This is a genomic window from Polynucleobacter sp. AP-Latsch-80-C2, from assembly GCF_018882185.1.
In the GTDB taxonomy this organism is placed as follows: Bacteria; Pseudomonadota; Gammaproteobacteria; order Burkholderiales; family Burkholderiaceae; genus Polynucleobacter.
This window is the reverse complement of sequence record NZ_JACVOY010000002.1, coordinates 317998-331098: the sequence shown is the minus strand read 5'-3', so window position 1 is coordinate 331098 and position 13101 is coordinate 317998. Positions and strand designations below refer to the sequence as shown.

General features: G+C 46.4%; 11 protein-coding genes. 7 read left to right on the top strand and 4 right to left on the bottom strand.

The window, feature by feature from the left end:
- Nucleotide 1 precedes the first annotated feature (1 nt).
- From rsmA to ICN47_RS04120, 4 genes are read right to left on the bottom strand one after another with little or no spacing between them, the layout of a single operon-like run.
- Entirely contained in the window at nt 2-778 is a 777-nt protein-coding gene (gene rsmA / locus ICN47_RS04135; RefSeq protein WP_216218611.1) for a 16S rRNA (adenine(1518)-N(6)/adenine(1519)-N(6))-dimethyltransferase RsmA, read from the bottom strand.
- An 8-nt stretch (nt 779-786) separates the two neighbouring features.
- Nucleotides 787-1785 carry a 4-hydroxythreonine-4-phosphate dehydrogenase PdxA gene (pdxA, locus tag ICN47_RS04130; protein WP_216218610.1) on the bottom strand — a complete coding sequence of 333 codons (999 nt, stop codon included), beginning with the start codon at nt 1783-1785 and terminating at the stop codon, nt 787-789.
- The gene (locus ICN47_RS04125) at nt 1763-3244 is read right to left on the bottom strand and encodes a peptidylprolyl isomerase (RefSeq protein WP_216218609.1); all 1482 of its coding nucleotides are present in this window, start codon (nt 3242-3244) and stop codon (nt 1763-1765) included. The genes pdxA and ICN47_RS04125 overlap by 23 nt, the downstream gene beginning before the upstream one ends.
- Entirely contained in the window at nt 3241-5745 is a 2505-nt protein-coding gene (locus ICN47_RS04120; RefSeq protein WP_216218608.1) for an LPS-assembly protein LptD, read from the bottom strand. The genes ICN47_RS04125 and ICN47_RS04120 overlap by 4 nt, the downstream gene beginning before the upstream one ends.
- A gap of 33 nt (nt 5746-5778) precedes the next feature.
- On the opposite strand from ICN47_RS04120, the gene ICN47_RS04115 reads away from it, so the two are divergent.
- The 7 genes from ICN47_RS04115 to purH all read left to right on the top strand — a co-directional run bounded on the left by ICN47_RS04115 (nt 5779) and on the right by purH (nt 13100).
- Nucleotides 5779-6783, top strand: a complete 1005-nt coding sequence (locus ICN47_RS04115) for an aminoglycoside phosphotransferase family protein (protein WP_216218607.1) — start codon at nt 5779-5781, stop codon at nt 6781-6783.
- Complete coding sequence (gene murU, locus ICN47_RS04110; protein ID WP_216218606.1) at nt 6776-7498, top strand: N-acetylmuramate alpha-1-phosphate uridylyltransferase MurU; 723 nt, start codon at nt 6776-6778, stop codon at nt 7496-7498. The genes ICN47_RS04115 and murU overlap by 8 nt, the downstream gene beginning before the upstream one ends.
- Complete coding sequence (gene pepP, locus ICN47_RS04105) at nt 7491-8846, top strand: Xaa-Pro aminopeptidase (RefSeq protein ID WP_370626252.1); 1356 nt, start codon at nt 7491-7493, stop codon at nt 8844-8846. Before murU ends, pepP begins: the two co-directional genes overlap by 8 nt.
- A 1-nt stretch (nt 8847) precedes the next feature.
- Nucleotides 8848-10005 (top strand): FAD-dependent monooxygenase, encoded by a 1158-nt coding sequence (locus ICN47_RS04100; protein WP_216218604.1) that lies wholly within the window; start codon nt 8848-8850, stop codon nt 10003-10005.
- Between the two features lie 153 nt (nt 10006-10158).
- Nucleotides 10159-11175, top strand: coding sequence for a tRNA dihydrouridine synthase DusB (gene dusB, locus ICN47_RS04095; RefSeq protein WP_216218603.1), 1017 nt, complete (start codon nt 10159-10161; stop codon nt 11173-11175).
- A 49-nt stretch (nt 11176-11224) separates the two neighbouring features.
- Entirely contained in the window at nt 11225-11464 is a 240-nt protein-coding gene (locus ICN47_RS04090; RefSeq protein WP_216218602.1) for a helix-turn-helix domain-containing protein, read from the top strand.
- A 55-nt stretch (nt 11465-11519) separates the two neighbouring features.
- Nucleotides 11520-13100 (top strand): bifunctional phosphoribosylaminoimidazolecarboxamide formyltransferase/IMP cyclohydrolase, encoded by a 1581-nt coding sequence (gene purH, locus ICN47_RS04085; protein ID WP_216218601.1) that lies wholly within the window; start codon nt 11520-11522, stop codon nt 13098-13100.
- Nucleotide 13101: the final 1 nt, after the last annotated feature.

Below are 13101 nucleotides of genomic sequence, written 5' to 3'. Positions count from 1 at the left end.
CTTAAGCGGCTAGTATCCTAGCCCACTCCATATAACGGTCTACAGAAATATCTTGCGCTCTAGCTTTGAGCTCAGTTTCCGTTAATTGAATTCGGTCAGCAAAAGCCTGTAAATTGGTGCGGAGCATTTTTCTTCTTTGGGAAAACGCAGCAGCAACTACTTTCTCTAATGCGCTCCACTGTGCATCATTCAAGTTGAAATCTTGGCGAGGAATCATACGCACGACGGCCGAATTCACTTTTGGCTGCGGATCAAAGGCTTCGGGAGGCACTTCTAATACCTGCTCCATGTCGTAGCGGGCTTGTAGCATCACCGACAATCGACTGAAATCTGAACTGCCGGCTGCCGCTACCATGCGCTCTACTACTTCGGCTTGCAACATGAACACTTGCTCATCAATCTCTTTGGCAGCACCTACCAAATGAAACAATAAAGGCGATGAAATGTTGTACGGAAGATTTCCGACGACCTTACAAAGACCTGTCCGACCTTCAGGGTTCTTAGCCCATGCCAAAAAATCAAACTGCAAGGCATCACCCTCGATCACTTTGAGGCCCTGTAAATTCTGCTGGTTCCAGTAGGCTACTAAATCACGATCGATTTCTAGTAAATCCAATTGGTCTAAATTTCTCAGTAAGGGCCTGGTTAAAGCGCCAAGACCAGGGCCAATCTCTATCACGTGCATACCAGCACTAGGTTGAATCAAAGAAACAATGGAATAAATAATGCCGTCATCTTGTAAAAAATTTTGGCCAAAACGTTTACGAGCACGATGCATTCTTAAGATTAATTTCTTTGGTTAATTGCTAATTGATAAGCTAGGCGCAAGGCCTCAAGCATGCTGCCAGAGTCTGCCAAGCCTTTGCCTGCAATATCTAAAGCTGTTCCGTGATCTACCGAAGTGCGGATAATTGGCAAGCCCAGAGTGACATTAACGCCACCGCCAAAGGTCACAAATTTAAAGGGCGCCAAACCTTGATCGTGATACATCGCAATAAAGATATCCACCGACTCCAAGGCGCTTGCATCAAACATGGTGTCACCCGGAAAAGGGCCTGACACCTCTATGCCTAAACTCTGCGCCGTTTTAATTGCTGGTGTAATCACATCGATCTCTTCGCGCCCTAAATAACCCGACTCCCCTGCATGAGGATTCAGTCCTGCCACCCGAATGACAGGCTTAGCAAGACCAAAGCGGCTTTGTAGATCTTTTGCAACTATTTGAATGGTTTCTAAAACGTAAGCTTGCGTGATAGCGCCAGGAACCGCTTGTAAAGGCATATGAATAGTGACGAGTGCAACCCTCAGATCCCATGGCTGCTTAAGGCCTAAGAAGCCCTTTGGCATTGGCGCGCACAACATCATCACGACATGCTTTACATCGCAATGTTGTGCGAGATATTCGGTATGTCCTGTAAATGCAAGACCGGCAATATTCATAATGCTTTTTTGCACAGGGGCGGTCACCATCGCGTCAAAGCGCTTTTGCAAACACCCTTCTAGCGCTCGATCCAAGAGACTAACTACATAAGGAGCATTAGCAGAATCTAATACCCCTGGAACAACTGGCTTTGCCAACTGAACTGGTTCAAACTGGAGGCGCTCTATTAGCCTGGGATTAGTTCTCCGAGGGGGCTGGAGTAAATTGGCATCCCCGAGCAAGGTAATGCGTGCATTTTCTTGCTCTGCTAAAAAAGCCAGAGCCGCTTTTACCGAGACCTCTGGTCCAACGCCGGCTGGCTCGCCAGTAGTAATGGCGAGATTAACGGGGGCTTGCTGCGGCATCTTCTGCGTTAAGAATTTTCACAGTAGCGCTATCGCGTAATTCACGAATCCAATCTTGATATGCCTGTTCGTATTTACGTTCACGAATATTGGCACGAGCAAATTGACGTTGCTTCTCAACTGTCAGTTGGCCTTCACGACGATCAGTTACCTGAATTAAGTGCCAACCGAATTCTGATTTCACTGGGTTGCTCACTTCACCAATTTGAAGGCGGTTCATCGCTTGCTCAAACTCTGGAACTAAATCACCAGGACTCATCCAACCAAGCTCACCGCCTGCAGGGGCAGATCCATCTTCTGAGAATTTCTTAGCAAGCTCAGCAAAGTCAGCTGTTTTTGCCCGAATCTGATCCCGGAAACCTTGCAAACGTCTTTCAGCATCTTGATCGGTAAATCCTGAACGAAGGCGCAACAGAATATGACGTGAGTTTGTTTGGGTAATGGGGATAGCCTGAGGAGGCGTTGAAGCTGGCTCTGGCGGAGGAGCCTCTTGCTGCGGAGCTGCACCAGCAACCAAAGTCCTACGATCTAGAACCTTGAGTACGTGAAAGCCTGCAGGGCTCTTGACGACCACTTTAGCGGTTTGGCCGCCACCAGTATTACGCACTGCTTCATAAAATATTTGCGGCAAACGATCAGGAGTACGGTAGCCAAGCTCCTGAAATTTAATCTTTGGATTTTCTTTGGCAGTGATCTCGCCGAGCTGCATAAAGTCAATATCTCCACGTGCTGCAATCAAGAGTGCCTCTGCTTTTTTCTTTGCATCTGCTTGTGCGCTCACGCCCGCCGCAGCATCTACAGGAATAAAGATCTGAGCCACATCAATTTCTTCTGGGCCGCCGCCAGCAGCAGGTGCTGTTGAACGTGGTGCAGCTGCACCCTTACCAGTAATAGCGCGGGCACGCTCAGAAATAAAGTTATCGATCTCGGCATCTGAAATCTTTATGCGAGCATCCACTTCTCGCTCACGAAAACGCGTCAAAATGACATCATCTCGTAGAGACTCTTTGTAACGCTCAAAAGAAGTTCCAGACGCAATCACCCTTGCCTTGAACTCTGAAAGACTTAACTTATTCTTTGCTGCAATGTCACCAATGATTTTGTCTAACTCTTTATTAGTAAGCTTGATGCCTTCTTGATCTGCATTTTGTAGCTGAATTTTTTCTACGATCAATCGCTCTAACACTGCTTTTCTGAAATCAACGCCTTCGGGTAATTTTGTACCCTGCTTTTGAAGGGCTGCTACGCGATCATCAATTTCTTTGCGGGTTATGTAACCGGTATTAACGACTGCTGCTACACCGTCAATATTGCGAATTTTATTGTCTGAAGAAACAGCACTAGCAGGTGCAGCCTTACGGCTTAAATCTTGCGCATAGGTCAAGCCGACCAGTGCCAAGCCGATCGGAAAAATGGCACAAGTGATAAAGCGCTTCAGATTTTTCTTACAAAAGATCATTGGTAATTCTCATAGGTTGAAGCAGGTAAAGGCTTAGGTGTAGGCAAATAACCAGGAACATTTAATTTCATCAAATCTACAGGATTGTCTCCTGCAACACCAAGACCCCTGAACTCGACCTGAAACAAGATTTGAGTCGTCGTGTTGTTGTTCAATAGCAGTTGAGAATATGCACTACGGAAAACAAGACAGTCACGCACATACTCAACCGCCAATAAGGTATTCAAAGTCTTGGTATTAAGTGAATCATACCCCCAACGACCCACTAAAGAAATCTCTCTTGTAACAGGCCATTGACCAGAAATATTATATTGATCCGTTGTTGTTCCGCCTGGTGTTCCAACAGGATTAAATGGGGACGGCAAAATTGGTGGTTGCCAAACATTTCGATAACCAAAATTTAAGCTGCGGCCTGGCGTTGGACGCCAGCTACCACCCACGGTTGTCTGCACGAAACGATTTAATTGGGTGTTGTATTGTCCAAAAACGTCGGCATTGAAGTTACCCATCAATCGAACTGAAGCGGCAGCTAAAGTGTCTGAATAGGTGGTTGGGTTGACAATATTGCCCGTCAAACCCACTTGCTGCCCTTTAAATTGCTGTTGTTGCGCAAGCGTAAAGACCGCTCTCTCGGCACCCGTATTCGATTCAGTAATACGGCTTGTTATGCCGACAGTCATTTTATTGCTATCGGATACACGGTCATTACCAATAAAAGTGTTTTCACTAAAAATTTGGCCGATTCCAAAACCAGAATCTGCAGTATCAAACAATGGGGTATTAGCCTGATTAACGTAAGGCGTATACACATACAAAGCACGTGGCTCAAGACTAAGTAACATATTTTGACCAAAGAAGCTGCCCATCTCTAAGGCGTCTCTTTCGAGTGCTAAACCAGTATCCAAGCTTGCAGTAGGAATTAAGAAGCCCTGAGCAGGCAAGTAACCAGCCTGATAGGCGGTGGCGCTATAGGTATTAGACTGAAAGCTTAGCTTCGGACGCACGTAGTAACCAGGCGTGATCGTCGGATACTCTAAGACCCCCTTCACTACCGTACGATCTGCTTGACTAAAAATACCCGGCGCTGTATTAGGAATGCTGCTCGCAATGTTGTATGAAAACCGAGAGAAATCGGTCGATAGCATTGTTTGTGGGCCGGTAGGCAAGCTGATATAACGACCATCAGCCCCCGAAGATGGTGGCACTAGGTTGCTGCGATAGACCGCCGTAACCTGAGGCAAGATGTTATATGGCGCTCCAACCGTACTAGGCAAATTGGGCTGCAGAGTTTGAAATGTCAACGCTTTAGCAGAAACTGTCCAATTACTCAATCTGGAAGGCAATTGCGATACGGCACCCACCTCTTGGCGGAACTGGCTAGTGACAGCACCAGCCACTGTTTGTGAGAAATCGCTTGGATACAGGTTATCGGATACCTTGGCAGCATTGATATAAGCATTTACTGAGCCGGGTCCACCCATCGACGACCCTACCAAAGTTTGACGCTGTTGCCAGTCATATCGCCAACGACTAATACCACCTGCCTTTTGATCACTAGGTAAGTAATCACCCATCACGTTGCCAGAGTAAGTGGTATCGATAAAACGATACCCAGCACCTAACTGCACACCACGCTGACTCATGTAACGCGGCATGATTGTTAAGTCACGATTCGGAGCAATGTTGACGTAATAGGGTTGCGTAACATCAAAGCCGTTCTTAGAGTTATAGCCAGCAATAGGAGGCAGAATTCCAGAACGTCTTTCTTTTCCTGTGGGCAAACTAAAGTAAGGAACGTAAGCAACGGGGACATCAAATAAATGCATTACCCCATCTTGCCCCTTCATTTCTTTTTGCTCGTTATCAATTTCAATTTTGTTGGCCGTGAAATACCAATCTAAATTTTCAGGAGTACAAGTGGTGTAAGTCGCTTTATCAAAAACAAAAACGTCGCCAGTCTCAATAGTTAATTTTTTTGCTTTACCACTTGCACGACTATCGCCAATTTCATAAACCGGTGATTCCATTTCTCCATCACGCGCATCTACTTTTAGACGCGCATTGGGTCCTTTGAAGCTCGTATTTCCTTTGATTAACTCTGCGTTACCAATTAAGTCGGCAATATCGGTGTCAGGGTTGTAAATAATTTCATTACCTTTTGCCACTGTTCCATTACGACGAATTTGCGCGCGATCTTTGAGTCGCATCTCACGATCCACGACGCCATTAATGGAGTCACTCGCAGTAAAGGTCAGAGCCTTGCTGTCTTCAATCGGCTGACCAAGACGCAACTGATCATCCAACTTCAAAACGGTGACATTGCCACGATCCGGAAGGATCGGAGGAGCCTCTGCAGGCTTAGACATTGTTGGTAAAGGAGGGGGTGTTTGCGCACTCGCCAGAGATGAAAATTGGAGCGATGCCACCCCTATCATTGCGCGCAGGGTTACAGCTATAAAAAGAGGGGCGCAAAGACCAGCGCAACGGCGATAATGACTCATAGTTCCAGACCCGTCTTATTATACGAATCGACCATGACTGACGCACGCCTAAACACCCTCATTCAATGGCTAAAAGGCCTTGAGCCTAGCTGGCAATTGGATCTTAGCTCCCTAGCGCCCGCTTCTGCCGATGCGAGCTTCCGTCGCTATTTCCGGATTGAGAGCAAAAACCCTAAATTTGCTACGTTAATTGTGATGGATGCCCCTCCCCAACACGAGCCTTTGGACGCCTTTATTAAGGTCGATTTATTGTTCTCCGAGGCAGGAATTAACGTCCCAGAAATTTTAGAAAAAAATATTTCTGAGGGCTTTCTTTTGCTCAATGATCTTGGCAATAAAACCTATCTTGCGCAGCTCAATGATGAGACAGCTGATGCTTTATACAAAGATGCGACTCATGCTTTAGTACTTATGCAGTTAGCCAGCAAACCAGATGTATTGCCAAACTACGATGAAGCATTGTTACATCGTGAATTAGATTTATTTCCCGAATGGTATCTAAAAAAGCATTTGGATATTGAATTGAGCAAGCTACAGGAAGAGCAACTCAAAAAGTCTTTCGAGCTGATTATCGAAAACAACTTGGCGCAGGCCAAAGTGTATGTACACCGCGACTATCACTCCCGCAATTTGATGGTCACCGAAGTCAATAATCCTGGAGTAATTGACTTTCAGGATGCAGTCTATGGACCGATTACTTACGATGCTTCTTCCTTATGGCGCGATGCCTACATTGCATGGCCAGAAGAAAGCGTGATTGATTGGGTCATTAAGTTTTGGGAAGAGGGTCGCAAAGCAGGATTACCAATGCCAAATGATTTTGGACAGTTCTATCGAGATTTTGAATGGATGGGTTTGCAGCGACATCTCAAAGTTCTGGGAATTTTTGCAAGACTCTTTCATCGCGATGGTAAGGATGGCTATCTCAAAGATATCCCGCTCGTACTCGAATATGCAATTGCAACAGCGAATCGTTATATCGAATTAAAACCCTTAGCGCGGATTTTGGAATCCACTCGTCAAGCTCAGAATGGCTAAGAACTTGACTAATAGTCTTCCCTGCTTTTTATTGGCTGCCGGAAGAGGTGAGCGGATGCGCCCTCTGACCGATGAGTTGCCAAAACCACTGCTCACCATTCAAAAGAAGTCTTTATTGGCTTGGCATTTAGAAGCGCTTGCGAATGCGGGAATTCAGCATGTGGTGATTAATCATGCTTGGTTAGGCTCCAAAATTGAAGCTGCCCTAGGAAAGGGTGAGCAATTTGGGCTTGAAATTGAGTACTCACCCGAAGAGAACGCTCTGGAAACTGCCGGGGGCATTTGCCAGGCGCTTCCCCTTATCAATCCAAGTGACTATTTTCTCGTCATTAATGGGGATGTTTTTAGCCCCAATTTACCGATTTCTAGCCTTTTAGACACCGTAGGCCAAATCCGGAAGAATGGCAGCAAGACTTTGGCCCATCTATTGATGGTGCCCAACCCCATTCAACACCCCGATGGCGACTTTTACTTAAATGACGCCAAAGTAACTGACCAAGCGTCGGCAGGGGCTGAAAAACTGACCTTTTCGGGAATTGGGATCTATCACAAAGACCTATTTAAGGACTTAGAAAGGGGAGCTCCTGCAAAATTAGCTCCGCTCTTAAGACAAGCAATGAGTGAAAATAGGGTGACTGGTGAAAAATATCAGGGTCCGTGGCACGATGTAGGTAGCCCACAGCGCTTGCAAGAACTCAATGCAGTCTATGAATAAGACAAATATCTATCAACAACGCAGAATCGCACTAGCAAAACAGATCTCATCTAAAACGGGTGGTGGTATTGCTGTGGTCTCTACTGCACCTGAGCTCACCCGCAATCGCGATAGTGAATTTCCTTACCGCCACGATAGTGATTTTTACTACTTAAGCGGTTTTGAAGAGCCTGGCGCAACCCTTGTTTTAAAGGTTGCAGCAAATGGAGCACTCGAAACCCATTTATTTTGCAGGCCCAAAGATCCCGAGCGAGAAATTTGGGATGGCATCCGTCTTGGGCCAGAGGCAGCTCCAGAAAAATTAGGTGTGGAATTTGCTCATAGCAATCATGAGCTGGATCAAAAAGTCGGTGAGTTACTCGCTGATCAAGATGCTGTCTATATTCGTTTAGCAGAGAGCGCTGAAGCAGATCGTCGCTTACGTCACTGGATGAAACAAGTGCGCGGACAAGCGCGGGCCGGCGTCAATCCACCCTCAGAATTTCATGATGTTGAAGCCTTCATTCATGAAATGCGTTTATTTAAAGATGCACATGAAATTGACATCATGCGTAAGGCTGCAGCCATTTCTGCACGAGCTCATATTCGGGCAATGCAGATCTGCAAACCCGGCATGCGCGAATACCAATTAGAAGCTGAGCTACTCCATGAATTTCGCAATAGCGGCGCTCAGAGCGTGGCCTATAACAGCATTGTTGCAGGTGGTGAAAACACGTGTATCTTGCATTATCGCGCTGGCTCTACAGAGTTGCGCAATGGTGAACTTTGCTTAATTGACGCGGGCTGCGAACTAGATGGATATGCCTCAGATATCACACGCACCTTTCCAGTCAACGGCAAGTTCTCAGGACCACAACGTACTCTTTATGACATCACCCTAGCTGCACAAGAAGCAGCCGTGGCGATGACGAAGCCGGGCAATACCTTTATGCAACCACATGAGGCTGCACTGCGAGTATTAACTCAAGGTTTGCTCGATGAAAAATTACTTAAACTTGCTGACTTAGGCTCACTAGATAATGCGATTGAAAGTGGCGCCTATCGTCGCTTCTATATGCACCGTACCTCACACTGGTTAGGCATGGATGTGCATGATGTTGGCTCCTATCGCGAGACAATTGAAAATGCCGATCAAGCAGACAAGCCTTGGCGCATTTTGCAAAGTGGCATGGTCATCACTGTAGAGCCTGGTTTATATGTCAGACCGGCAGATGATGTCGATCAAGCTTTTTGGAATATTGGTATTCGCATTGAAGATGATGCCGTCGTGAATGACTCTGGATGCGAACTGATTTCTCGCGGCGCACCCGTTAAAGCCGATGAAATTGAAGCACTCATGAAGTCTTAAAATGAGTTCAAGTCATCGCGATATCTTGATTCAAGGGGGAGGCCCAGTAGGCCTTGCCTGCGCTGCTTGGTGTTTACAAAAATATCCTGAAGCAAAAATTACCTTACTCGATCGCAACCCTTTAGATGACGCTGATTTAGCGGCTGCTGATAGCAGAGGCATTGCGCTTTCTCACGGCAGCAAAATTTTGCTCGACACCATTCATGCATGGCCAAGTGAATGTGCTGATATTCATCGGGTACATGTTTCTCAAGCAGGCCGTTTTGGTCGCGCCCTCATGACTCGAGAAGAGCTTCAGCAAGATGCATTAGGTCACATCGTTCGTTATCGGGATATTCACCTTGCACTTCGGCAAGCACTCAGAGTAATACAAAAAACGAGTCCCAATTTTGTTTGGCAGCACATCCAGGATGATCATGAGCCGTCTAGCAATAACGCTAAATGCATTGTGCATGCAGAAGGTGGCTTATTCAAAACGCAAGATTGGGTTGAATCAGGGCGTGACTACGGACAATCCGCTTTAGTCGGTTTGGTTGAGGTTGAAAATGCTGCGCCCCACCAAGCCTGGGAACGTTTTACGGCTGAAGGTCCGCTCGCGGTTTTACCAAGTCACTACGGACCCAACATTTTGAATTTGGTGTGGTGTGGATCACCCGAGTCTTCACAACATCGCTTGCAATTGAACGATGCAGAATTTTTAGCGAGTCTACAAAATGAATTTGGTTCTCGAATTGGTCGCTTCTTAAAAATTTCAGATAGACGACTGTATGAATTAGGTTTAAACTATCGCAAACAGATTACTAAAGACAACGAAGTATGGATTGGTAATGCCGCACAAACTTTGCACCCTGTAGCCGGTCAAGGTCTGAACTTAGGCTTGCGTGATGCTTATCTTCTAGCAGAAAAATTGGTAGAGGTTTTTGCAAGGCCTACAGAAGAGCATTCCTTAGTCAATATTCAACATGCCCTTGAAAATTATGCGCAAAGCCGCAAAGTAGACCGCACCGCCACTATCGGACTTACAGATTTTATGGCCAGAGTCTTCACCTCGAATTTAACGCCTGTTGTGCTAGCCCGCGGACTGGCTTTATCGGCCCTTCAGTGGCTTCCCCCAGTGAAAACAGCCTTAGCTCGCCAGATGATGTTTGGTAGGCGCTAACACGCTTAAAACGCCCCCTAAAGAAGTTCTCCACCCATTTGACTTACATCATGCAATCTGCCTATTTTTTAGGCAGATTTAGGCTCAACTGTGCTAAAGTGACAGCCTTTCCACGCAGAACTAAACCGACATTTAGCGCCCAAAACCCCATTCATGCAGATTGGCCCTCACCTCCTCGCAAATCGACTATTTGTCGCCCCTATGGCTGGGGTAACGGATCGTCCATTTAGACAGCTTTGTAAAAAGCTGGGTGCTGGTTATGCCGTCTCAGAAATGGTCGCCTCCAATGCATTACTCTGGAAGAGCGAGAAGACTCAGCGTCGCGCAAATCACGTTGGTGAATTCAAACCAATCGCCGTACAAATTGCTGGCGCTGATCCGGCGATGATGGCAGCCGCTGCCAAACTCAACCGAGATCATGGCGCGCAAATTATCGATATCAATATGGGATGCCCAGCAAAGAAAGTGTGCAATGTTGCTGCAGGCTCTGCCTTGATGCGTGACGAGCCCCTTGTACAAAAAATACTGGAAGCTGTGGTGCAAGCAGTGGGTGTTGGACCTGACGCTATTCCTGTGACACTAAAGATTCGTACCGGCTGGGATCGTGAACATAAAAATGCAATCGACATTGCCAAACTCGCAGAAAAATCGGGTATCTCGATGTTGACTGTGCATGGACGCACTAAGGCTGACCTGTATCACGGCGAAGCAGAATACGAAACGATTACTGCCGTTAAAAATAGTGTGGCAATACCAGTCGTTGCGAACGGCGATATCACTAACCCAGAAAAAGCAGCGTTTGTACTACAGACCACTGGGGCTGATGCCATCATGATTGGTCGCGCAGCCCAAGGGCGTCCTTGGATCTTTCGTGAAATCAACCACTACCTTGAGACTGGTGGCAAGCTCCCCACCCCCGAGATCAATGAGATTCAAAGCATTATGAATGCGCACCTTTTAGACCACTACGAATTCTACGGCGAGCATATTGGCCTGCGTACTGCTCGTAAGCATATTGGCTGGTACTGCAAAGGTTTGCGTGATTCACACGCATTTCGTCAGCGCATGAATACCGCCGATGATTGCAAGACGCAATTGCAGATGGTGAATGATTATTTTGATGAAATGAAATCCCATTCTGACCGCTTGCTCTTTTTAGAAGCCGCTTAATTTTTTGTATTGTTATTTTCTTTTTTAGATTCTGTATTGATTGATTGTTATGACCACTAAACACCCTATTACCGAATGTATTGAGACTCAGTTACAAGGCTATCTCGATGACCTCAAAGGCACACCGCCGACTGATCTTTACCAAATGGTATTAGCTGTAGTTGAAAAGCCAATGCTAGAGTTGGTCATGCAGCATGCCAAACAAAACCAATCTTTAGCGGCTCAATACCTGGGCATTAATCGCAATACCCTTCATAAAAAATTGGTTGAGCATCAACTGCTCAAGTAAGCCTATCAATATCCCCAGCATTCTTTTATTCATCTAATCTCATACTTATTCCTCAATGATCCGTACAGCACTTCTCTCCGTCTCCGATAAAAATGGCATCGTCCCCTTTGCTAAAGCCCTGCATGAGCAAGGTATCAAGCTCATCTCCACAGGTGGCACTGCAAAACTCTTGGCTGAACATCAACTGCCTGTAGTAGAGGTCTCTTCTTTAACCAAGTTTCCAGAGATGTTAGATGGTCGCGTTAAAACCCTGCACCCAATGGTGCATGGTGGTTTATTGGCCCGCAGAGATTTTCCGGAGCATATGGCAGCCTTGAAAGAGCATGGAATCGACACCATCGATATGCTCGTTATCAATCTCTATCCATTTAATGAAACTGTTGCTAAAGAGAGCTGCTCATTCGAGGATGCTGTAGAAAATATTGATATCGGGGGCCCAGCCATGCTGCGTGCTGCCGCCAAGAACCATCAAGACGTGACTGTGCTGATCTCCCCTGAAGATTACGCACCAGTATTGGCGGAAATGAAAGCCAATAGCAACATAGTGTCTTACAAAACGAACTTGTCATTAGCCAAGAAAGTGTTTGCACACACAGCCCAATACGATGGTGCGATTGCAAACTATCTCTCATCCTTGGGTGATGAACTTGATCACACGACACGCTCTGCCTATCCAGAAACATTGCATCTCGCTTTTCAAAAAGTCCAAGAGATGCGTTATGGCGAGAACCCACATCAATCAGCAGCGTTTTATAAAGATATCTCCCCAGTTGAGGGTGCACTAGCAAATTACCAGCAGCTCCAAGGAAAAGAACTGTCGTATAACAATATTGCCGATGCGGATTCTGCTTGGGAATGCGTGAAGAGCTTTTCCAATAATGCAGGCGGGGCTGCAGCTTGCGTCATCATTAAGCACGCCAACCCTTGTGGGGTAGCAGTGGGTGCAAGTGCACTTGAGGCTTATCAGAAGGCCTTCAAAACCGATCCTAGTTCTGCTTTTGGCGGCATTATTGCTTTTAATGTTCCCTGTGATGGCGCTGCAGCTGAGGCTATTTCTAAGCAATTTGTTGAGGTCTTAATCGCACCAAGCTTTAGCGCTGAAGCAAAAACAATCTTTGCCGCCAAACAAAATGTTCGTCTCTTAGAGATTCCATTGGGTAGCGCATTTAATACATTTGATTTCAAACGCGTAGGGGGTGGTCTGCTCGTTCAGTCACCTGATGCCAAGAACGTACTGGAAAGCGAAATGCGTGTTGTGAGCAAGCGTTTGCCAACACCAAGCGAGATGAATGACATGATGTTTGCTTGGCGCGTCGCGAAGTTTGTTAAATCCAATGCGATCGTCTATTGCGCAAACGGTATGACTCTCGGTATCGGTGCAGGCCAAATGAGTCGCGTAGACTCCGCCAGAATGGCAAGTATCAAAGCTGAGAATGCTGGCTTAAGCTTAAAAGGATCTGCGGTTGCTAGCGATGCCTTCTTCCCCTTCCGTGATGGCTTAGATGTGGTTGTGAATGGTGGCGCAAGCTGCGCTATTCAGCCCGGTGGCAGTATGCGTGATGATGAAATCATTGCAGCAGCTAATGAACATGGTATTGCCATGATCTTTACTGGCACCCGTCACTTCCGCCATTAAG